We start from the raw sequence: 22,873 nt of genomic DNA, 5'->3' as shown, positions 1-22,873 counted from the left end.
GGCTTTGTTTATTCCTTCATGGAGAAGCCAGCTTTTCATTTCTCTTCCAGTGCACTTTTTATATATTGGGGCAATGCAAAGGACGCCTGGAAAATCTCAGGGTTTATATATTTCGCATCCTGCCACTGCAGCCGGTTCAAATCCGCCTCCAGGGGATCCCATTTTTTCGAAGCGATCGTGAAGCTCCATATTCCGCCGGGAAACGAGGGGATCGAGCAGATATACGTGTGCACGATGGGGAACAGCTTTCTCAGGCTGCTGCTTGTCTTCTTTAGAATACCCGAATAGTAGGGAGAACCGGACTGAAATACGGCAATCCCGTCATCAGTCAAGCTGTCATAAACATATTGATAAAATTGCGGCTTGTATAGACTGACTGCCGGGCCATAGGGGTCCGATCTGTCCACCAGAAGCACGTCATACATATTTTTTTGCTCCTGAATCCACTTATATCCGTCCTTTAATACCGTTCGAATAAGCCCTTCCCGCTCCTGGTCAGTCTCTTTTGTCATCCATGTCCGGCAGACTTCAATCACTCTCGGGTCAATTTCGACCACATCGATCTGCTGCACACTTTCATACTTCAGCGCTTCACGGGCCGGCCCGCAATCTCCGCCTCCAATCATGGCCACTTTTTGGGGTTTAGGATGCGTGGCCATCGCGATATGCGTAATCATTTCATTATAGATAAAACCGTCCTTTGCGGTAACCTGCGGGGTCCCGTCCAGAACGAGCATACGTCCGAAGGCTTTCGTCTCGACGATACTGATTTCTTGAAACGGGGAATGCTCATAGTGGAGCAGCGATCCGACTTTATATCCGATTTCCATATCGAGCTCGGGAAGATCGTCCCATAACCACAGGTCCTCATTCTCTTCTTTGTGATAGCCGGTCAGCGAATACTTATGATTCGTCATTCTTTCATCTCACCCCTCTCATTTTTTCATACGATCCAGCAAAAGCCCGTCCGATCCGTTGTTTTCACCCGTAACAAAGTCCTTCATATAATACGAAAGGTATGTGCCATATCCGGTATCTGTTTGATGCAGCAGTTCGTCCACAAAATAAACACCATCGGGAATATCATCAAGCAGCATCGCGGATATGGCCCCATAAATCCCGCATGCTACCTGAAAATAAGTGGCATTAGTCTTGTATTCGGAAAAAATGCCGGCATTGCTCATGACATTGTACATGTATTGTTCCTTATCCTTATAAACAAGCAGCACGCCTACCAGATCTTCACCCTCCAGCTCGGCATCCAAAGGGTCCAGCACCTTATGGTTCCAATTCCATAAATCGTTCGCATTGTCGAGATTGGCACGGATCAGGTCCGTCGTATGGTCATTCACCCGGTAAATGAAGCCAACCTCCATGTCATAGGCTTTCCCAAGCGTGATCACCTCTTCATGCGGCATCAAACAGCCGTAAAACTGCTTGCTTCCAAGCGCCACTTTAAATTCCAGCTCGTAAACAGCGTTATAGAGAATAAGGGGCACATGCTGCTTCATAAACATCGGGTAGTTTAATATCGCCTCGTCCAAAAAACATTCGGGGGACCATGTGGTATAAACCGTCTTCTTCTTCACCTGCGTCAAATCGCTGTAGAACGAGTTGTCATGCTCAACGATATAGCAGCCGAGAGGCACTTCGCCAGGATTCTGTTTCATCATCTCGAGGGCCATCCACTGCACTACGCCGGGATTCATTCCGGAGCCGATGATCGCCTTCGTATTGGTGAAACGCTCTCTATTGTCCTGAAAAATACGATACCGCTCCAATAGTGTAAATCCTTCAAACTCTTCGCTATCGTCCACCATTGTATTTTCAAGCGCGGTGTTGATATATCGAATGCCCATTTCATTGCAGCAATCCAGCATTTCGACTGTGTCTGCCCAGGAAATATCAACGACGAGCGTCGTCTTCGTCTGGATCAAATGCTGACGGAACAGATTCAAATCCTTCAAATCGAACTGATGCAGGGTAACCGCGTGTTTCAGATGAGGAATGAATTGCTCGTAGTACTCCATTTCCTTTTGCTTCAGATCGATCAAATGAATATGAACGCTGCCGATAAACGAGTGGATGGGATCATCGGCGTCCTGAAACGATTTGTCCAATATAGCAAGAATGGATTTGGCCACACCTCCGGCGCTGCCAAGCAAGCTGAGAGTTAATTTCTCCAAATCTATCAACTCCTTTTAAACCAAGATATTCCCGTTTAATAGAAGTCGATCTAATCCAATACCCATTTAATGAATTTATTTTTGCGGCCCGCCGGGATACAACCATATCCCCATGAAGAAGGCTGCCCTCACGGCGTTCTTGCGAACACGGAAGGACAGCCTTTCTTTGCTAATGGTTCCGGGAAGATAAAAATAATATAATGGCCATTTCGCACATACCCGTTTCGGCGCTCCGGCGAGCCGATGAATTTAAGCTTCGTTTTTTATGGATGTCAGTTTGGACTGAGTAAATTGAAGCAAATAATCGTAGCCGCCCGCCTTGGAATCGGTTCCCGACATGTTAAAGCCGCCGAACGGGTGAACACCTACCAAAGCGCCCGTGCATTTGCGGTTGATATACAAATTTCCGCAATGCATTTCTTCAAGCGCACAGGAAATCCTCTGCTCTTCGCGTGAAAAGAAAGAGCCTGTCAAACCGTATTCCGTATCGTTATACATGGCGATCGCTTCTTTCCAATCCTCCGCTGCCGCAATCGCCAGAACGGGGCCGAAAATCTCCTCCTGCATGATACGCGCTTTGGATTTGACGTCCGCAAACACGGTCGGTTGAATATAGAATCCGTTCCCTTCCGCCTTTTCTCCGCCGACGACCAACCGCCCTTCCTCCTTGCCGATTTCAATATATTCCAAAATCTTGTCATAGGATTTGCGGTCGATCACCGGACCTGCGGGGTAATTGTCTTCCGGAAGCCCGATTTGCAATTTTCTCGTCAGATCGGCTACTTTCTCCAAAACTTGATCATAAACGGATTTGACGACGATGGCGCGCGAGCCTGCCGAACATTTCTGTCCCTGGAAGCCGAATGCCGAAGCGACGATAGCGGAGGCGGCTTGATCCAAGTCCGCCGTCTCATCCACAACGATACCATCCTTTCCGCCCAGCTCGGCCACGACGCGTTTTATCCAAATTTGACCTTCTGCCGTCCCGGAAGCAATATGATTGATTCGCAAGCCAACTTCCTTGGAGCCCGTAAAATTAATGAATCGCGTTTGCGGATGAGAGGTGATATAATCGCCCACTTCCGCCCCGCTGCCCGGAACGAAATTGATGACGCCCGCAGGCAATCCGACCTCTTCCATTAAAGCCACGAACTTGTGCGCAATAACCGCGGTAGGACTTGCCGGTTTCAGCAGGACGGTGTTGCCGCATACGACCGCCGCGGATGTCATCCCTGCCAGGATGGCCAAAGGAAAGTTCCATGGAGGGATAATGGCGCCGACCCCCAGCGGAATATACGTTAACTTGTTTGTTTCCCCACTGAGCTTCGTCAAGGGCCGAAGCGTATTGATTTCGCTCAAGCGAATCATTTCTCTTGCGTAAAAATCCAGAAAATCGATGGCTTCCGCCGTATCGGCATCGGCTTCCGGCCAGTTCTTCCCCGCCTCCAATACCATTAAAGCCGAAAATTCATGTTTTCTCAGGCGCATTAAATCCGCTGCGTCAAATAGGTATTGCGCACGCTCGACGGCAGGCGTCTTTTTCCAGCTTTCGAACGCCGCAACCGCAGCGTTCATAGCACGCTCGACCAAGTCCACCGAAGCTTTGCTGACATGCCCGATGACCTCATCCAGATTGCCCGGATTTATCGACACGTTTTTTTCTGCTGTCATCACCTTTTCGGCACCGATGAAAAGCGGATATTCGCCGCCCAGCTGTCCCCTGACTTTGTCCAGGGCGGCTTTCATCGCACGCTGATTCTCCTCTAATGAGAAATCGGTAAACGGTTCGTTGACAAAAGAAGTACTCATGCTGTTTTTCATCTTCCCACGCTCCTATTTTTGAGGATTGTATAAACAAAATGATTAGGATAAATCAGATTATGCCGTCCGACTATAGACTGTTCAGTATATGTCCTATATTGAACACTTTTGTATCTTTATTGTACATTGACGTACAATATTTGTATATGAATTTGTTTGACCGTTTTCTATAAAACCGCGGCCGCTAGGTTGTCTTCCCGCGATGTGAGGAGACTTCCATCCTTTAGTCTATGCCCTGCCAAGCGCAAAAAAGCCTGCCCCCTTTTCGGCCTTTTCGGGGCAGGCTTTTTTGCCGGAACAAGCACAAGCTTACATTCAAAACTTGATACCGTATTCCTTCATTTTGTTATAAAGCGTTCCTCTGGAAATACCAAGCAGCTTGGCGGCTGCGCTTTTATTCCCGTAAGCCTTGTGCAGCGCTTCGTAAATGATCGCATTCTCTTCCTGATCGGTCAGTCTCGCTTTCAGGAAGATATCTCCCTCTTCAATCCTGCCGTTATCGTGCTGGAGCTCCGAGACCAAACCTTGAGGTAGATGTTCTATCGATATGGCGCCGCCATCCCCGAGTACAACAATTCGTTCTACGACATTGCGCAGTTCCCTTATGTTACCGGGCCAATCGTAATTCATCAGCGCAGTCATGACATCCTTGTCGGGTTTGGGAATAAGCTTATTGTACTGCAATGAAAATTCCCGCAAGAACGCCTGTACAAGCTCGGGAATATCCTCCATCCGTTCACGGAGGGGCGGCATTTCAATCCCCATGACATTTAATTTATAATACAGCTCCTCCAGAAAGTAACCCTCCTCCATCCGGGATTGCAAGGAGGCGGATGCCGTCGCAATGATTCGAGTATCCGCTCGGACGGCTTCCTCCCCGCCGATCCGGAGGAAGGAGCCGCTTTTTATAAATTGCAGCAGCTTCAGCTGCATGTGAGGCGGCATCTTGTCGATATCCTTCAGCAGGAGGGTGCCTCCCGCCGCCAGTTCGAGCTTGCCCGCTTTCCCTTGGTCGCCTTGACTGGTAAACGCTCCTCCCTGATAACCGAACAATTCGGTTTCCAGAAGTCCTCCCGGAAGCGCTCCGCAATGAATGGTAAGGAAGGAAGCGTCCTTCCCCCCTGCTCCGTCATGGATCGCCTGCGCCAGCATTTCTTTGCCAGATCCCGCTTCGCCTGTCAAAAGAACGGGCGTATGAACGCGGGTGAATTTCTTCGCAAGCTCCAAAACGCGTTTAAACATAATCCCCGAGCCGATAATGGCGGCAAAAGACCGGTCCTGCTCAACCATTGCGGGAACAGCGGAATAAAGCTCTTCGTTCAAACGGACAATCCGGGTAATGTCCTGTTCCGTGGCGACACCGCCAATGATCCTGCCGTTTTCCATGATAGGGGAAGCGCTGATCAGCACATGGGTATCGGGGGTCGGCTGATGATAGACCTGCCGGACGGGGCGCCCCTCATCCAATACCAGTTGGAGCATAATCGACTCCTGGTCAAAATGCTCGCCGATCTTCCTGCCGATGATCGTTTCCTTGCGAATCCCGTAAACCTGTTCTGCCGCCTGATTCCAATAGATCACTTTTCCTTTTTGGTCAACTGCCGTTACAGCTTCATTAACCGTCTCGACCAATGCGATAAAATAAGAGGTTAACCGCCGCTTCTCATCAATCAGGCATTCTGCGATCCTGCGGGCAGTTGTCACGCCCCGAATCTTCGACGGATTTTCTCCTATCAGGACAGGCCTGTCCGAAGTCAGTTCCAGCTCCATAAGGCGATTCAACGGACAAATGGGCGATCCGGGAGATTTCGTGAATTTGATCCATTCCCGCAGCTGCATCTTTGGATCCGATAGTTCCAGCAGTACGGATTCATTGTCGGCTACAACATACGCGAGCTTATCTATAAAGACGACAAAACGGTTTTGTTCCAGCAGCACCCGTACTTCCGCCAAGGAGACATCCTTCTCGATCAGGACAAAAGACGAATCAATATACAACTGTTCAAAATTGAACATGTTCGATAGTATCCTTTCCTTCGCGACTCTCTTTATTAACTTATCACAGAAGGGAAATCAATTCCAACCCGATATGCTTGAAGAAACCATCCCGCAACTCTAATCCTTAAGAAGCGAAAACATGCCGTATGCGTTCCACCGCCCATTGCAAATCAGCCTCCGAAATCACAAGCGGGGGCGCGAGACGGATAACCTTCTCATGCGTCTCCTTGCACAGCAGCCCGGCCTGCTTCAGCCTCTCGCAATAGGGACGCGCAGGGCCGGCTGTCTCAATCGCGACGAACAAGCCCCTGCCTCGGATATCGATGATGTCGGGGTGGTGAAGCTGTCTCAGCTTTGCAAGCAGATCTGCACCGAGCGACAAGGATCTATCCGCCAGCTGCTCTTCCTCCGTTACCCGCAGCGCCGCAACCGCAACCGCGCTGGCAAGCGGATTGCCGCCGAAGGTCGAACCGTGCGAGCCCGGCTCGAATACGCCGAGGATGCTGCTGTCCGCAGCAACGGCCGATACCGGGAAGACGCCTCCTCCGAGAGCTTTGCCCAAGATGTAAACGTCGGGAACGACCTCTTCCCAATCGCATGCGAACCGCTTGCCGGTGCGGCCGAAGCCTGTCTGGATCTCGTCCGCCATCAACAGTACGCCCCGCTCCCGGCACAGCGCCGCCGCACCACGCAAATAGCCGTCCGGCGGAATAACGATCCCCGCTTCCCCTTGGATGGGCTCGACCAGAAACGCAGCCGTATTCGGCGTGATCGCCTTCTCAAGCGCCTCCAGATCCCCATAAGGAATGATCTTGAAGCCGGGAAGGAACGGACCGAAGTACTCGCGATATGCAGGCTCCGAGGAGAACGAAGTGGCGGCGAGCGTCCGTCCGTGGAAGTTGCCCTCGCACACGATAATTTCCGCCTGGTTATCAGGAATCCCCTTCACCCGGTATCCCCAGCGGCGGGCTGCCTTGACGGCAGTCTCAACCGCCTCCACTCCCGTGTTCATCGGCAGCATCGTATTTTTGCCGGTCAGCTCTGTCACCAGCTCCATCAGCTCTGCCAGCGGCTCATTATAGAAGGCACGCGACGTTAACGTAACGAGATCGGCCTGACGCTTCAAAGCTTCGATAATCCGCGGATGCCTGTGTCCCTGATTCAGCGCGGAGTAGCCGCTCAGCATATCCATATACCGCCGCCCTTGCTGATCCTCGACCCATACGCCCTCCGCTTCGGCAATGACGATTGGCAGCGGATGATAATTATGAGCTCCAAGACGCTCCGTAATGGAGATTATGTCCCTGGCCTGTTTCATTGTCGTCCCCTCTTCCTTACCCTATTGAATTTATGTGCACGCCCTGATTGCTTACCTCTTCCGTCTTACTATATGTGTAAAATAAAGACTTGAGACAGAATAATAAGCAAGAAGAACCGGCTCCGCCGTCCTCTGAAGGCCCCGTTGGTTTCTTCCCTTAGACTTTATAGAACAAGTATAGGAGTGAAGCTTATAAACTCTATAAGCTGCAAAAAAAGGGACGCCTGTTCGGCATCCCTTTCGACCAATCGGTGGCAGCGTATATGTGATACATTCCCCAAGCACTATGCCAGGACAGCAGGCATCTGCTTGTTAAGGACGCCAGCGCTCAGCTGGACTTTATCTTCTTATAATGAAGAGAGAGGCTCAGTCTATCAACCGGTGCTGATACCACTTCTTCCCGGCAAACCGCCACAGGAAGATGGAGCCGCGCACTCCCCATTCACAGTTCATAGCAAGCCAGATGCCGATAATTCCAAAGTCCAGCACAATGCCCAGAATATAACCGAGCACAATCCGGAACAGCCACATGGACAGCATGGCGACGATAGATGTGAATCTTGAGTCGCCTGCTGCCCGAAGCGCTGACGGCATGATGAAGCTGATCGACCAGAGCGGGATTTGGGCAATGATATTGATCAGCACGATCGTAAAGATATCGTCCACGATCTCGGCAGGCGGATGAAACAAACTGACAAGCGGCCCAAACAAGGGGAGAATGATTAAACCCATCAGGATAAAGGCAAAAGACGACAGCCAGAGGAACGATTTTGTAAATTTGCGGGCGTCCTCGATATTGCGTCTCCCCATGCATTGACCGACCACTGTGATCAGCGTAATGGTCAAGGCATTGGAGGGAATTTGGGACAAGCCGGCGAATGAAGCGCTGATGGCATTGGTCGCGATGGCGAAAGTGCCGAGACCGACAATGAATACCTGGGTTAAAATTTTTCCGCCATTGAAAAACATCTGCTCCGCCGCAAAGGGAAGACCGACGAACAGGATCCTCTTGAGCATGACCGCATTCACATGAAGCATATCCCGAATTTGAATGTGCAGGGTGGTGCTCATCTTCAACAAGAAGAGGATCGCGCAGACTGCGGCCAGATAACGGGCAATGTTCACCGCAATGACCATTCCATGCACACCCATATGCAGGAAGTTGATAAAAACAATGTTGAGCAGCACGTAAGTTAAGTTCATGAACAAGGAAAGGCCCAGCGAAGCCCTGCTCTTCCCGATCCCCCTGAGCGCGCCGCAGACCGCCTCCACGATGGCAATTCCAACATAGGACATACTGCTTCCGACCAGATAAACCTTGGCATTGGCGAATACATCCTCTGAAGCCGCTCCGAACAGCAGATTCAGAACCGGATGGTGAAACACGATGATAAACAGACTGATGGTCAAGGCCAACAACGAAACCGAGGATACGGAGCTGGCTGCAGCTTTGGAAACCATCAAATCATTGCCGTTTCCTTTATACTGCGCAACCACAACCGTTCCTCCGGTCGATACGGCGACGAAGACCCCGATCAGAAACATATTGAGCGAATCAATCATATTGACCGCGCTGATCGCCGCCACGCCTGACGAGCTGATCATAGCGGTATTCACCAGACTCAGAGATACGATGAAGGCCTGATCAATCAGAATCGGAATGAAAAGGGCAATAATTTGACGATAATCGATTGATTCTCCGGACAAATGCTTCTCCAGGAATCCCTGCGTCCGGATTTTCAATTGGGCTTGATTCAACTCATCACATTCTTTTTGTTGGATTAAGAAGAAGCTTGCTGGCGCCCGTGCCCGTTCTGGGCAGCTTTGCATTTTCTTCCCTCGTGATACGTGCTTATATTTAAAAAAACCCTTCACGTAGAAGAGCTGCGCTTTTAGGCAATATGCAGGAATGATATTAATACCGATGCGTGACCCGCGCACGCTTTTTCCTCTGATAGATGCTATCACTGGGTGAGAAGTCTGTCAACGTAAAATATGCTCCTCTTTTGGAAATGAAATACGGCCCGTTTCTTGAATAGCTGCAGGACAGCATCCTGACCCCAGCCTGCCAGCTCATATATACATAGCAAAAAACGGAGCTGCACTATCACAGGACTCCGTTTTTTCACCGTTTATATTCGATACCATGTCTATCCTAGCACTTCTGCAGCGATTGCAGGGCAATCAGCGCCGCCCCATAGGCCGCATTGCGGGCAGGCTTAAGGACCGTGATCCGGGGAAACTCCGCCTGGACGAGCTCCGCAAGCCTCTCATACACATAATGAATATGAGTGAAAACACTCCCGTTTGCCACAAGCGTTATGTCCCGATCCTTAAAATGGAGCGTATGAATGAGTGTTGCCGACAGCAAATAAAGCTCGTTCACCGCATCATCCAAAATCCGCTTCGCCCTACCGTCCCCCGCCAGATGAGCCTCGTACACAACTTTGGCCAACGAGGCAATCTGCGGCTTGCCCGCGGTCTTATACACATATTGAAGGAATAGCTCTGGCCGCTCGATGTCAATCTCCTTCATGATCATCGGGAGCAGCAGGGTCGGAGCCTCACGGCCATCATAGCTGCGGATGGCTGCTTTAATGGCAGTAATGCCAATGTCATAGCCGCCGCCTTCATCTCCGATCAGATGCCCCCAGCCGCCGGCTCGCGCGCGGTTGCCGCTCAAATCCCGGGCGAATCCAAACGATCCCGTTCCTGATACGAGCGTGATTCCCTCTTGCTTCCCGCTTCCGGCAACAAGCACAGCCTCTGCGTCATGAGTAATGGTAAGACTGCCCGTCACCCCGCATTTTTCAAACACGCCGCTTAATACCTGCTTCTCATAGGGGCGGTCGACACCTGCACTGCCAAGACAAAGCGCGGCACAATCAGCTATACTCCGTCCCGAGATCTCCGCCGTATGGTCAAGCAGCTCGCTCAGCTCCCGCTCAACCTCTTCCACGCTGGTCGCATATATATTAGTCGGCCCGCCCTGCAGCTCAAACAGCTGATTGCCGTCCAAATCCATCATATGCAAAATGCTCTTGGTCCCTCCGCCATCAATTCCAATGACGTATTTCATTTGTCCATCCACCTACCTGCTCTGCGCCGACCGGGCTCCTGCAATTGCTTTGGTGACAAAGCCATTCGCCTCCTCAAGATACCGAGACGCCTCCGACTTGCTTAGACCCGTTTCTATCATTACGATTGCGGTCTTCACATGATTGCCGGCATCAAGCAGCTTGCGCTCCGCCTCTTCGGCCGTTGCGCCTGTTGCCTGCATCAAGATATTGCGCGCCCTCTCCTGCAGCTTCTGGTTGCTCACATGAAGATCAATCATTAAATTCTGATAAACCTTGCCTCTTTTGATCATCGCTGTCGTCGTCAACATATTAAGAATCATTTTCTGAGCGGTTGCCGCCTTGAGACGCGTAGAGCCGGTCAGAACCTCAGGCCCGACCTCCACTTCAATGGCTATATCCGCATACTTGCCCAGGATTGAGTTCCGGTTGCAGGCCACCGCTGTGGTAAACGCACCAATTTGCCTGGCATATTGCAAGGCGCCTTTGACATAGGGCGTTCTCCCGCTCGCGGCCAATCCGACCAGAATATCTTTTGCATTCAATTGTCTGCTCTCTAAATCTAGCGCGCCTTGATGCTCATCGTCCTCGGCCCCTTCGACGGCAGTCACGAATGCCCCTTCTCCGCCGGCAATCAACGCCTCAACGGTTTGAGGATCGACGCCAAAGGTAGGCGGAATCTCGGAAGCGTCAAGTACGCCCAATCTCCCGCTTGTTCCGGCTCCAATATAGACCAGTCTGCCGCCCTGCTCCAAAGCCTGCACAATCTTGGCTATAACAGCCTCTATCTCAGGCAGTGCTTGCCGAACCGCTTCAGCAACCTTGCCGTCTTCATCATTCATGATATGAATAATCTCTTTGATACTTAGTTCGCTTAAGTCAAGCGTTCGTTCATTGCGCTGCTCGGTCACAAGATGCTGCAATGTGTCCATAAAACATTCCTCCTGTAGTCTTTCCCTGTCGTTGTGTTTACTTGACCGCACCAGCCGTCATCCCGTCCATGAATTGCTTAGATGCAATGATGAATATGACAATCATCGGCAGCGAAGCAAGCGTAAGCCCTGCGAATAAAGTGCTCCAATCGGAAGCATATTCACCGAACAGGGACATCATTCCCACAGGAATCGTCTTCTTGATCTCACTTTGGATAAAGATGAGCGGGAAGAAGAAATCATTCCAGGCGGTTACAAAATTAATAATCATGACGGTGCCCAGTGCCGGACGCATTAACGGCAGGATAATACGCCCCAGAATTTGCATATCGGTACAACCATCGATCTTGGCCGCTTCCTCCAGCTCCCTGGGCAGCGTTCGAAAGAATCCCGTTAGAATCATAACGCCAAGCGGAATTCCCATAGCGCTGTAAATCGAGATGAGCGACCAGGATGAATCGATGAAGCCGATATCCCGCATCAATAAAAATAAAGGTACAATCCCTAATTTGATGGGAATCATCATGCCCAGCAGAAAAATAAACATTAGCGCCCCGTTCCATTTAAACGACGTTCGCGCAATATAATAGGAGGCCAACGAGCATGCAATCAGAATAATAAGGACACTGATTCCCGAAACGAAAATACTGTTCCATAAAAACCTGCCGAATGGAAGCTGGTCAAGCAGATTCGCATAAGCGGCAAAGGACAGCTTCCCGGGAAATGCCAGAGGTTTCTTGAATATCTCAATGGTAGTCTTTAATGAGGAGGAAACCATAAGAAACACCGGATACAGGCTCAGGAAAGCAAACAGATAGCCGATTCCGTACTGTACAATTCGAAGCGATACGCTTGGTCTCATACCTGGTTCACCTTCCTTGTCAGAGCCAGGAAAGCGGCTGAAATAATAGAAATAATCGCGAACATAACAACAGCAAGCGCTGAACCAAGTCCGATAGCGACCGAGTCGCTGGATGAGCCCCCGAATGCCGTACGGTAGAAGAATACAGCCATTGTATCGGTTGAATAGTACGGTTCTCCCATCGAGCCCTGCATCGCATATATAAGCTCAAAGGCCTCGAAGGATTGAATAAAGGTAAGTACCGTAATCATAATAATGGGTTGAGTCATCAAAGGAAGAACAATGGTGCGAATCATTTTGAGTCCTCTGACGCCGTCCAGACGGGACGCTTCCATCACCTCGACAGGAATCGATTGCAGGCCAGCCAGAAAAATAAGCAGAGACAACCCGACTCCGAACCAGGAGTTTACGAAAATAATCGAGAGCAGAGCGGTGCCCGGATCGCCCAGCCAGGCCATCGTCCATGAATCCAAACCCAATTTATCAAGAAGAACGTTAACCGTTCCATATGTCGGATTTAAAATCAATTTCCATAAAAACCCCACCACAATGACGGATAACAGCCTTGGCAGGAAATAAGCCACTTTGAGAAAGCCCGAGCCTTTAATCTTCTGAAACACAAGATAGGCAAGAAGGAAGGCAATACCGTTCTGGACAACCATCTGTACGGCAAAATAGATGACATTATGTTCAATCGCATTCCAAAACATCGTATTGAAAGGCTCAAGCGTAAATAAGTTTTTAAAGTTCTGAAGTCCAATAAAACCAAGCCGCTGAATGCCTTTCCAGTCATACAAGCTGTACGAGAACGCTGCGCATATAGGATAGATAATGAACAGTAAATAAATGGCGAGGGCTGGAATCGGGAACAGATGAATGGACCATCTGTTTCGTTGAAGTCGTTTCGGTTTGTCGGCCATAGAAAAGCTTACACCTCGCTAACATGAATAGAACAAGCGGCAGCCCCGAAAGCAAGCACCGCCAGCGGACTTATATCCCCACATGTCGGGACTTTAACTTCCGGGGCTTGCCGTCAATGTCGAATCAGATGGCCCGGTTTACGGTTTAAACCAGGTATCCGCGTTCTTCTGAAGCTCTTCCGCTACTTGCTCTGCATTCAACTTATCCAGATATAAGGCCTGCATAGAATTCTCAAGCGTAACCTTGGTTGTCGGGTTGCCGCTGTTGAAATTTGTAACCATCATATACGGAGTCGAAATCGTACCGGCATATTCAGCGAACTGGGCGATGATCGGATCATCGGCAGTTACCCCGGGAATCGGACTGACGCGTTTCATTTCATTAGCGAACAAATTGCCAAATTCGCTGCTTGTTGCAAATTCGAGGAATTTTTTCGCTTCCTCTTTATGCTCTGATTTCGCATTGACCGCATAGGAGCCATCTACATAAGTCGATACGGTTGGTTTACCGCCTGCCCCTTTGGGAGGAACCGGAAACACTCCTAATTCCAGATCAGGATTCATCGATTGGATTACCGCTACGTCAAAATCACCCATAATATACATCGCCGCCTGCTCCGTTACGAACAGGGTTCTCATATCCTCGTAGCTTATACCCATGAATTTATCAGGGAAAAACGGGGTCAAGTCCTTCATTAGCTGCAGGGATTGCACATATTCCGGATCCGTAAATTTCTTCTCGCCTTTGAGCAGCTTGCTTGTAAAGTCGTTACCGCCATATCCTGCAGGACCCATTACACCTTGTGTAATCGAGAGAATCCAGCCATCCTTCCCGCCGAAGCCGAATGGAATCACTTTCTTGTCCTTCAGGGTTTGGGAAACCTTAATCAGATCATCCCAAGTTGTCGGCACTTCAATGCTATTGTCTGTAAAGATCTTTTTGTTGTACATAATTGCGACTGTGTTTAGCGCCATAGGCACACCATAGATATTGCCGTCTTTCCCCGTAGATGCCGCCAGTACGTCAGCCGGGAACGCATCCAGGCCAGGAAGGCCGTTTATCGGCTCAATGAATCCGGAATCGCCGAGCGATGTCCCGGCCGCATATGGACGCAGATGAATGATGTCCGGACCTTCGCCGGTTTGCAAGGCAGTACTCAGCACCGTATTGTATTCCGTGCTTTTCGTTGGAGCGAATTCAATTTCAATATTCGGATTCTGTTTGTTGAATTCCGCAAATACTTTCTCATAAACAGCCTTGTCTTCTGTTCGCCAGCTTCCCATGGTCAGCTTCACTTTTTCGCCATTGGATGATCCCGAAGATGCCGCAGCGTTCTCGGACGATGGGCTATTTGCGTTATTGCTGCTGCCGCAACCGGATAGAATAACAGACGTGGTAATGAATAATAGGGTTACCAGGCTAAATAAACGTTTCATCTTCATGCTTCCTCTCCCGATACCTAGTCTATTAATGAGGCCATTACTGCTTCATGAAGGATGGGTCTCAGCTGCTTAATTGGATTATCCCTGCCGTAATGAACCGCATTTGTAAGAAATATGACGGTAATCTCCCGAACAGGATCAATCCAAAGGCTGGTTCCGGTAAAACCCGTGTGCCCGAAGCTCCCGATCGGCCAGCCCGGTCCGCAAGCGAGCGTCGAATCCCGGCCGTCCTGGACCTGCCAGCCAATGCCCCGCCCCTCAAATGGAGATTTCGTACAAGATTCTACCCAACCCTTGGTCAATAACGAATAGCGTTCAGGGTAAAGCCAGCACTGGGCATAAAGCGATAAATCCCCGGCTGACGAGAATAACCCTGCGCTTCCGGATACTCCCCCGAGACGATAACAAGTTTCATCATGCACTTCACCTGCGATGTACTTGCTGCCGTCCCATTCCGTTGGAGCAATCCGATCCTTCCAGGCCGCTGGCGGATTAAAGCAGCTATCAACCATGCCTAATTTTTTGAATATTTCGTCTTTTGCAAATACATCCAGGCTTTTTCCGGATATGCGAGAGATCATCCATCCGGCGAGTATCATACCGAGATCGCTGTATTGCACACGTTCGCCTGGTTCAAAATCAAGTGCTTGAGACAAAATTTCCTGCCTGACATCTCTTGCGGCATACCGCTCCCGGTAACCCGGCAGCGATGAAGGCAGCCCTGAAGTATGCTGCAGACAGTGGCCGATTGTAACCTTGTCATGCCGGAACTCCGGAATATACTGCTGTACCGGATCACTCAGCGACAGCTTTGATGCTTGGAGCAGGTTCATAACAGCCGGCAGGGTAACGACTACTTTCGTTAGCGAAGCCACATCATACAGTGTCGTTAATTCAGCGCTTCCATAAGAAGCCTGAACCCGCTGCCTGCCCTTGAACCGGATATCCAGTACAGCGCCTGGAATCCGGTTGTCCTGAACCCACCGGTTGATTAATTTATTTATTGTTTCCATTGCGCTTAGAGCGGCTCACCGCTTTTCTCGTTCTCTCCAGCAATTCTACCGTTTCGTCATACTGCAGCTGAGCGATCCCCACAAACAGGATATCGATGACATTTAATTGCGTAATTCGAGACGCCATCGCTCCGCTTCGTATGCTCTTCTCTAATGAACTGGTAAACAGCCGGACATCCGCCAGATCAGATACGGGATTGCTGCCGAACTTGGTTAGCGTAATAATCGTAGCTTCGTTCTGCCGTGCAATCGAGAGCGAGCCGATAATATCTTCCGTCTGCCCCGAATACGAGATACCGAACGCCACGTCCCCCGCCTTCAAATTCGCCGCCAAAGTCGCCTGCGAGTTAAAATCATACGCAGCCTCGCACCATCGGTCGATACGAGTCAGTTTTTGCATAAAATCCTGCGCAATTACAGCTGACGCGCCAACGCCGAAGATGCAAATTTTTCTCGTCTTGCCGATGGACTCTATAGCTTTCTCCACTTCCTGGACTGACAGTACCGACAGCGTGTCCTGAATGGACTGGGCATTGTTGTGTGAAATAGAGTCAATTAAAGCGGATACAGAGCTATTAGGTTGAATTTCCTGATAAGTATCTGTTTCCTTTGAAGCCTGCGCGGTTTGAGCCAGGTCCGCCACAATCCGCATTTTCAAATCCTGAAACCCCTTGAATTGCAATGAACGTGACAATCTGACAATGGTAGCCTCGCTGACACCCGTAAGCTCTGCAAGCTTCTGAACAGAGAGATTCACGATTTGTTCCGGATGCTCCAGTATGAAATCGGCCACTATCTGCTCCTGAGGCTTTAACAAATGAAGAGCCTCCTTAATGCTTACAAGTCCACCATGCATATAAACCCCCACTTTCAGTAACTGCGTGTTAAATATTGATAAAAATGACAATCGTTGTTTACCGGTAACAACTCTTGATCACATGATAAATGATTATTTCATAAATATCAATCGATTTATAAAATATTATTTCACGTTTCATGTGAGGTTTATCCTTTTTGACATTTAATCTGACACAATAGTAACCTTAATGTTACTTGGGCTGCAAAGGCCTCCAACTAATATGTGGCAATCAGAAGAGCAGGTCTGGTTCAGGTGTATAGCGGATTACATTAAAAATATACCCACACCCTTGATAACTAGCGTTCTAATGTGTCACAATCAATATAGGATACGCAGAATATCCGCGTGAAGCTTACATAGATCCCGGACGCGAGTCACCATGCAAAATGAGGAGGAAATTCATTCATGAAAACAATGAAACTGGGAACCAGCACTCTGGAGGTGCCGGTCGTAGCAGTCGGCTGCATGCGTATTAATTCACTGGACAAGCCCGAGGCGGAACGCTTTGTCCAAAAAGCATTGGAAGAGGGTGCGAATTTCTTCGACCATGCGGATATTTACGGCGGTGGAGCATGCGAGGAAATATTCGCGGATGCCATCCATATGAACGATGATATTCGCGAGAAAATCATCCTGCAGTCCAAGTGCGGCATTCGCAAGGGGTCGTTCGACTTCTCCCTTGAGCATATTTTGGAATCGGTGGACGGTGCCTTGAAGCGGCTCAAAACCGACTACCTGGACATTCTGCTTCTTCACCGTCCCGATGCGCTGGTAGAACCGGAAGAGGTGGCAAAGGCCTTCGATATTCTGGAAAGCTCGGGTAAAGTCCGTCATTTCGGCGTTTCCAATCAAAACCCGACACAGATCCAGCTGCTGAAGAAGTTTGTGAAGCAGCCGCTTGTGGCCAACCAGCTGCAGCTTAGCATCACCAACGCCAACATGATCTCAAATGGCGTGAATGTGAACATGGAAAATGATTCAGCTATAAACCGCGATGGCAGCATACTTGATTTCTGCCGGCTGAACGATATCACCATCCAGCCTTGGTCGCCTTTCCAATACGGATTCTTTGAGGGCGTTTTCCTCGGAAGCGAGAAGTTCCCGGAATTGAATAAGAAGATCGATGAAATCGCAGGGAAATATGATGTCAGCAATACAACCATCGCCATCGCATGGCTTCTGCGCCATCCGGCACACATGCAGCCGGTCACCGGTACGATGAACATAGAGCGGCTGATTGATTGCTGCAGAGCAAGCGAGATTTATCTGACGCGCGAAGAATGGTACGAAATCTATCGTGCGGCAGGCAATGTGCTTCCTTAAACATACAGGCGTAAGCCTTGTAGCCCAGCAGCCTCATGTCCTTTTGGACAGAGGCTGCTTTTTTCTATCTTTCAGTTTGCAGAGGGGTTCCTCGATTTAATTTGGATTGATAACTGAGCTCTTGATAATCGTCTGACAGGAAGGTATCGGTGTAAGCTGCTCAAGGTCTCCCCAAAAAGAAAAAGCAGCCATCACAGAAGATACTCTGCGGCAACGAGCCGTGGATCAGCAAATTCACCTTATTTTATAACGCATTTCAACTCAATATTTAAAAAGTACAGTATATTCTATAGTTCTTCTGGTAAAACGTTTTAAGCATACACGATATAATAAAGCTCTGGAAAGGAGAACCAGACCAAGAAATGTAAGCGCTTAACATACTTAAATAATTATTGTAGGGGGAATGTAATCCAATGAGTAGAAAGCTCAAACAGTTCTTCTCGATCTTACTCGCTGCAACCTTGCTCGTCCCTTCAGGCTGGCTCGCGCCGGTCGCGGAAGCCGCAGCGCCGGAAATACCCGTAATATTGTATCATCGGATTGTCGATAATGCGACGGACGACTGGACTCATACAAGTGTGGAACATTTTACGAAACAGATGAAATACCTGAGCGACAATGGTTATGACACTTTGTCTGCAGAACAGTATGTCAATATCCTCGAAGGAACCGAAACGACCCCGGATAAGCCGATCCTGCTGACATTCGACGACGCGACTCCTGACTTCATTACCCATGCACTCCCGGTGTTGAGGGAATATGGAATGAAATCCGTTCAGTTCATTGTCAGTGATTGGATCAACGGCAATTACAGCATGACGACGGCGCAATTGCATGAGCTTGCGGCAGAGCCCGGCGTGAGCCTCCAGAACCATTCCCAGACGCATAACGGCAGCGAGGATAGCGCAGCCGGAGAGATATGGACGGGCAATCTCACCAAGGAGCAGGCTGCAGACGAGATTGCCGCAGCGAATGCATATCTGAAAAATATCACGGGCAAGGACCCTGTTCTCTTGGCTTACCCCTACGGTGCCTTCAATGCGAACGCAGAGGCAGCAGCACAGGAGAACAGCATCAAATACGCCTTTAAAGTAGGTTATCCGAATCAAGGGAACTACGCTATGGGCCGCCACTATATGATGAGAAGTACGACCCTGGGCCAATTCGCTGCAATGGTTGGCGGACCTGCACCGGCAGAACAATCAGATACGGTTTATCACGAAACCTTTGCAAGCGGTACGGGAGCTGCTGCACAATCAGGCAGCGCCAGCCTGACGCAGGCCACCGGTAAAGTATTTGCCGGCAATGCGGACGGAGCTGCTTTATCTGTAAGCAATAGACTCAATGACTACGATGCGGCTGATTTCAAATTCACCGACATCGGTCTGGACAACGGCAAAACCTACACGGTAACCGTTACCGGCTATGTTGACGCTGATGCGGTTGTGCCTGACGGCGCGCAAGCTTATCTTCAAACGGTAAGCAGCTACGGCTGGTTGGCGGGCGCAGATTTTGCAGCCGGAGAAGCTTTTACCTTAACTAAAGAGTTTACGGTTGATACTGGCAAAGATACGAGCCTGCGCGTTCAATCCAACTCTGCCGGGGCCGCTGTTCCATTCTACATTGGAGATGTATTAATCACCGAGAAGGCATCTTCAGGCGGTGGTGAAGAAGAACCTCCCAGACCGCCGGCTTTAGACTTCACCACAATAAATTTCGAGGATCAAACAGCAAGCGGCTTTGAAGGCCGTGCAGGCACCGAAACGCTTACCGTTACCAATGAAGCCAACCATACCGACGGCGGTTCATACGCTTTGAAAGTAGAGAACAGATCCGATGCCTGGCATGGGCCGACACTGCATGTGGAGAAATATGTTGATGAGGGTTCCGAATATAAAATTTCATTCTGGGTCAAGCTGATCTCCCCCGCCAGCTCGCAGCTCCAGCTATCCACGCAGGTTGGTCAGAGCAGCCCCAGTTATATTAACCTTACACCAAAAACAATCAGCACCAGCGACGGCTGGGTTCAGTTCGAAGGAACATACCGTTATACAGATGCAGGCAACGAATTTTTGACCATCTATGTGGAAAGCTCCAATAATAGAACAGCATCCTTCTATATCGACGATATCAGCTTTGAACGTACAGGCTCGGACCCGATTGCCATACAGAAAGATATAACTCCGATCAAGAATGCTTATCAAAACGAGTTCCTGATCGGAAACGCGATATCGTCGGATGATCTGGAAGGCGTCAGACTTGAGCTTCTCAAGATGCATCACAATGCCGCCACAGCAGAAAATGCGATGAAACCGGATCAGCTGCAGTCTGTGAAGGACAATTTTACCTTTACCTCAGCGGATGCGCTTGTGAGCACAGCTCTGGCCGAGGGATTGCAGATGCATGGGCATGTGCTGGTATGGCATCAGCAGACGCCTGCTTGGATGAATACGTCCAACGGTTCCCCCTTGGGAAGGGATGAAGCTCTCGTCAATTTGAGGACCCATATCAAAACGGTCATGGAGCATTTCGGCAATAAGATGATCTCTTGGGACGTCGTCAACGAAGCGATGAACGATAACCCTCCCAACCCATCGGATTGGAAAGCCTCGCTGCGTCAATCCCCTTGGTATACTGCCATCGGACCGGATTATGTGGAGCAGGCGTTCCTGGCGGCAAGAGAGGTGCTGGACGCGCATCCGGAATGGGATATCAAGCTTTATTACAATGATTATAACGAAGATAATCAAAGTAAATCTCAGGCCATTTACAGCATGGTCAAAGAAATCAATGATAAGTATGCGCTGTCTCACCCTGGCAAACTCCTCATCGACGGCGTCGGCATGCAGGGGCACTACAATGTAAACACGAATCCGGACAATGTTAAATTGTCCCTGGAGAAGTTTATTTCCTTGGGTGTAGAAGTAAGCATAACCGAGCTTGACATTCAGGCAGGCAGCAGCCAGCTCCCAGAGCAGCTTGCGAATGCCCAGGGCTACTTGTACGCTCAGCTGTTTGACATCTTCAAGGCCCACGCGGCAAGTATCAAGCGGGTAACCTTCTGGGGATTGGATGACAGTTCAAGCTGGAGAGCCGCTAACAATCCGTTGCTGTTTAATAAGGACCTGCAGGCCAAACCGGCTTATTACGGTGTAATCGATCCGGTTAAATTTATGGAGGAGCATCCGCCTGTATTGGCAGAAGCCAAGCAATCCACCGCTAATTTTGCTACGCCTTCAATCGACGGTGTTGTTGACGCTGTTTGGAGCGAAGCGGCTGAAATACCGGTTAATAACTATCAGATGGCGTGGCAAGGTGCGAGCGGAGCAGCAAAAGCTCTCTGGGATAATCAAAACCTGTATGTTTTGATCCAGGTCAGCGACGCGCAGCTTGACAAAACTAACGCAGCTGCCTACGAACAGGATTCCATCGAAATCTTCCTGGACGAAAACAATGCAAAGACATCGTTCTATCAAGATGACGATGGACAGTACAGAGTTAACTTCGACAACGAGACTTCATTCAATCCGACGGGCATCGCAGACGGTTTCGTATCGGCAACCAAGGTTTCCGGCACAAATTACACGGTTGAAGTGAAGATCCCGTTCAAAAAGGTAACGCCAGGAACCGACAAGAAACTGGGTTTTGACTTACAGATCAATGACGCTAAGGATGGCACCCGTCAAAGCGTTGCCGCATGGAACGATACGACAGGCAATGGTTACATGGACACTTCCGTGTACGGCATACTGACCCTCACCGGTAATCCCGTTGATCCCGTTGATCCGGCTGACCCGGTTGATCCCGTTGATCCGGCTGACCCGGTTGATCCCGTTGATCCCGTTGATCCGGTTAATCCCGTTGATCCCGTTGATCCCGTTGATCCGGGCGACACCATTGGCTACGGATCTATCCCGTCGACAGGAAACGTTGAGGTCAAAAACGGCAATGTTACGATCCACCCTGAAGTGAAGAACGTGGGCGGCCGAGTAACAGGCGTCGTTTCCGCCGAAAATCTGAAAAGCGCGCTTGAACAGGCTGCTCCAGCAGCAAACGGCAGGAAACATATCGTAATCGAAGTGCCGAAGCAAGCGGACGCAAATTCATATGAAGTGCAATTGCCATCTCAAAGCTTGAAGGGTCAAGAAAACTTCGTGCTGTTGATGAAGACAGAACATGCAACGATTGAAATTCCAGGCGACATGCTGTCCAATGTGACAGAGAATCCGGAGCAAGTATCCATCCGCGTAGCCAAGGCTTCGACAGTCAATCTGGATGCAGCTGTCCGAGAACGGATCGGTGACCGTCCGGTACTGGATCTGAGCGTGGTAGCCGGTGACAAAGTCATCGCTTGGAACAACCCGAATGCGCCTGTAACGATCTCTGTTCCTTACACGCCGACAGCAGAAGAGCTCATCAATCCAGATTCGATTGTCGTTTGGTACATCGCTGACAATGGCGAAGTGACATCGGTCCCGAACGGCCGATATGAGGCAGCAACCGGAACAGTTGTATTCCAAACGACCCACTTCAGCACCTATGCTGTGACCTCCGTCATCAAAACCTTCGGAGACCTGAAGAATATCCCGTGGGCGAAGCAAGCGATTGACGCCATGGCAGCCCGCGAGGTCATCAAAGGAACATCCGCGGACAGCTTCTCTCCTGCAGCTTCCATCAAGAGAGCGGACTTCATCGCCCTCCTTGTAAGAGCGCTTGAATTGCAAGGTACAGGCAAGAACGAAGCGATGTTCAGCGATGTCCAGAAAACCGCCTATTATTATAAAGAGCTGGTCATTGCGAAGGAGCTGGAAATCGCCACTGGCTTTGAAGACAATTCGTTTAAACCAAACCGCAATATCTCCCGTCAAGATATGATGGTGCTGATAACACGCGCGCTGGCGGCAGCCGGCAAACAGCTCGATGCCAACGGAGCTTCAGACGCTTATCCTGACGCGGCAAGCATTTCCGATTACGCCAAAGACAGCGCTGCAGGTCTGGTAAAATCCGGAGTTGTGAACGGCAGGAACGGCATGATTGCGCCAAACGAATCGCTCACCCGCGCTGAAGCGGCGGTTATCCTGTACCGCATCTGGAATCTGTAATCGCAGCCAAGAAAGCCGA

15 protein-coding genes are annotated in these 22,873 nt (G+C 49.8%); 2 read left to right on the top strand and 13 right to left on the bottom strand.

Going from position 1 to position 22,873, the window contains the following annotated elements; translation table 11 throughout:
• Nucleotides 1-35 precede the first annotated feature (35 nt).
• The 13 genes from speE to AC0YNV_RS29040 form a co-directional block, all read right to left on the bottom strand.
• Complete coding sequence (gene speE, locus AC0YNV_RS29100; RefSeq protein WP_475771146.1) at nucleotides 36-917, bottom strand: polyamine aminopropyltransferase; 882 nt, start codon at nucleotides 915-917, stop codon at nucleotides 36-38.
• 18 nt (nucleotides 918-935) lie between these two features.
• Nucleotides 936-2,192 carry a Rossmann-fold NAD(P)-binding domain-containing protein gene (locus AC0YNV_RS29095; protein WP_475771276.1) on the bottom strand — a complete coding sequence of 419 codons (1,257 nt, stop codon included), beginning with the start codon at nucleotides 2,190-2,192 and terminating at the stop codon, nucleotides 936-938.
• 243 nt (nucleotides 2,193-2,435) lie between these two features.
• Nucleotides 2,436-4,007: an L-glutamate gamma-semialdehyde dehydrogenase gene (gene pruA, locus AC0YNV_RS29090; protein WP_475771145.1), complete on the bottom strand. Its 1,572-nt coding sequence runs from the start codon at nucleotides 4,005-4,007 to the stop codon at nucleotides 2,436-2,438.
• 315 nt (nucleotides 4,008-4,322) lie between these two features.
• Complete coding sequence (locus AC0YNV_RS29085; protein WP_475771144.1) at nucleotides 4,323-6,023, bottom strand: sigma-54 interaction domain-containing protein; 1,701 nt, start codon at nucleotides 6,021-6,023, stop codon at nucleotides 4,323-4,325.
• A gap of 106 nt (nucleotides 6,024-6,129) precedes the next feature.
• On the bottom strand, nucleotides 6,130-7,323 hold the full coding sequence (locus AC0YNV_RS29080; RefSeq protein ID WP_475771143.1) for an ornithine--oxo-acid transaminase: 1,194 nt from the start codon (nucleotides 7,321-7,323) through the stop codon (nucleotides 6,130-6,132).
• Nucleotides 7,324-7,689: 366 nt separating this feature from the next.
• On the bottom strand, nucleotides 7,690-9,081 hold the full coding sequence (locus tag AC0YNV_RS29075; protein WP_475771142.1) for an MATE family efflux transporter: 1,392 nt from the start codon (nucleotides 9,079-9,081) through the stop codon (nucleotides 7,690-7,692).
• A 397-nt stretch (nucleotides 9,082-9,478) separates the two neighbouring features.
• Nucleotides 9,479-10,402 carry a BadF/BadG/BcrA/BcrD ATPase family protein gene (locus AC0YNV_RS29070; RefSeq protein ID WP_475771141.1) on the bottom strand — a complete coding sequence of 308 codons (924 nt, stop codon included), beginning with the start codon at nucleotides 10,400-10,402 and terminating at the stop codon, nucleotides 9,479-9,481.
• Between the two features lie 12 nt (nucleotides 10,403-10,414).
• Nucleotides 10,415-11,332: an N-acetylmuramic acid 6-phosphate etherase gene (gene murQ, locus AC0YNV_RS29065; protein WP_475771140.1), complete on the bottom strand. Its 918-nt coding sequence runs from the start codon at nucleotides 11,330-11,332 to the stop codon at nucleotides 10,415-10,417.
• Between the two features lie 37 nt (nucleotides 11,333-11,369).
• Nucleotides 11,370-12,194 carry a carbohydrate ABC transporter permease gene (locus tag AC0YNV_RS29060; RefSeq protein WP_475771139.1) on the bottom strand — a complete coding sequence of 275 codons (825 nt, stop codon included), beginning with the start codon at nucleotides 12,192-12,194 and terminating at the stop codon, nucleotides 11,370-11,372.
• Entirely contained in the window at nucleotides 12,191-13,114 is a 924-nt protein-coding gene (locus AC0YNV_RS29055; RefSeq protein ID WP_475771138.1) for a carbohydrate ABC transporter permease, read from the bottom strand. Before AC0YNV_RS29055 ends, AC0YNV_RS29060 begins: the two co-directional genes overlap by 4 nt.
• Before the next feature lie 138 nt (nucleotides 13,115-13,252).
• Entirely contained in the window at nucleotides 13,253-14,551 is a 1,299-nt protein-coding gene (locus tag AC0YNV_RS29050; RefSeq protein ID WP_475771137.1) for an ABC transporter substrate-binding protein, read from the bottom strand.
• 23 nt (nucleotides 14,552-14,574) lie between these two features.
• The gene (locus AC0YNV_RS29045) at nucleotides 14,575-15,570 is read right to left on the bottom strand and encodes a serine hydrolase domain-containing protein (protein ID WP_475771136.1); all 996 of its coding nucleotides are present in this window, start codon (nucleotides 15,568-15,570) and stop codon (nucleotides 14,575-14,577) included.
• Complete coding sequence (locus AC0YNV_RS29040; RefSeq protein ID WP_475771135.1) at nucleotides 15,554-16,426, bottom strand: MurR/RpiR family transcriptional regulator; 873 nt, start codon at nucleotides 16,424-16,426, stop codon at nucleotides 15,554-15,556. The genes AC0YNV_RS29045 and AC0YNV_RS29040 overlap by 17 nt, the downstream gene beginning before the upstream one ends.
• A 408-nt stretch (nucleotides 16,427-16,834) precedes the next feature.
• Between AC0YNV_RS29040 and AC0YNV_RS29035 the strand changes: the two genes are divergently transcribed.
• Together AC0YNV_RS29035 and AC0YNV_RS29030 are read left to right on the top strand one after the other, a co-directional pair.
• The gene (locus AC0YNV_RS29035; RefSeq protein WP_475771134.1) at nucleotides 16,835-17,752 is read left to right on the top strand and encodes an aldo/keto reductase; all 918 of its coding nucleotides are present in this window, start codon (nucleotides 16,835-16,837) and stop codon (nucleotides 17,750-17,752) included.
• A gap of 413 nt (nucleotides 17,753-18,165) precedes the next feature.
• Entirely contained in the window at nucleotides 18,166-22,854 is a 4,689-nt protein-coding gene (locus AC0YNV_RS29030; protein ID WP_475771133.1) for an endo-1,4-beta-xylanase, read from the top strand.
• The last annotated feature ends 19 nt before the right edge of the window (nucleotides 22,855-22,873 follow it).

It is taken from the genome of Paenibacillus sp. JT31N11 (assembly GCF_056269285.1).
The sequence above is the reverse complement of the archived record's forward strand: the minus strand, read 5'-3'. Positions and strand labels throughout refer to the sequence as shown.

Bases quoted from the DNA above. Each gene is read 5' to 3' on its own strand.
- AC0YNV_RS29060 (WP_475771139.1), bottom strand. From the start codon at position 12,194: ATGAGACCAAGCGTATCGCTTCGAATTGTACAGTACGGAATCGGCTAT.
- AC0YNV_RS29085 (WP_475771144.1), bottom strand. From the start codon at position 6,023: ATGTTCAATTTTGAACAGTTGTATATTGATTCGTCTTTTGTCCTGATC.
- AC0YNV_RS29070 (WP_475771141.1), bottom strand. From the start codon at position 10,402: ATGAAATACGTCATTGGAATTGATGGCGGAGGGACCAAGAGCATTTTG.
- AC0YNV_RS29055 (WP_475771138.1), bottom strand. From the start codon at position 13,114: ATGGCCGACAAACCGAAACGACTTCAACGAAACAGATGGTCCATTCAT.
- AC0YNV_RS29050 (WP_475771137.1), bottom strand. From the start codon at position 14,551: ATGAAACGTTTATTTAGCCTGGTAACCCTATTATTCATTACCACGTCT.
- pruA (WP_475771145.1), bottom strand. From the start codon at position 4,007: ATGAAAAACAGCATGAGTACTTCTTTTGTCAACGAACCGTTTACCGAT.
- speE (WP_475771146.1), bottom strand. From the start codon at position 917: ATGACGAATCATAAGTATTCGCTGACCGGCTATCACAAAGAAGAGAAT.
- AC0YNV_RS29030 (WP_475771133.1), top strand. From the start codon at position 18,166: ATGAGTAGAAAGCTCAAACAGTTCTTCTCGATCTTACTCGCTGCAACC.
- AC0YNV_RS29045 (WP_475771136.1), bottom strand. From the start codon at position 15,570: ATGGAAACAATAAATAAATTAATCAACCGGTGGGTTCAGGACAACCGG.
- AC0YNV_RS29040 (WP_475771135.1), bottom strand. From the start codon at position 16,426: ATGCATGGTGGACTTGTAAGCATTAAGGAGGCTCTTCATTTGTTAAAG.
- AC0YNV_RS29035 (WP_475771134.1), top strand. From the start codon at position 16,835: ATGAAAACAATGAAACTGGGAACCAGCACTCTGGAGGTGCCGGTCGTA.
- AC0YNV_RS29080 (WP_475771143.1), bottom strand. From the start codon at position 7,323: ATGAAACAGGCCAGGGACATAATCTCCATTACGGAGCGTCTTGGAGCT.
- murQ (WP_475771140.1), bottom strand. From the start codon at position 11,332: ATGGACACATTGCAGCATCTTGTGACCGAGCAGCGCAATGAACGAACG.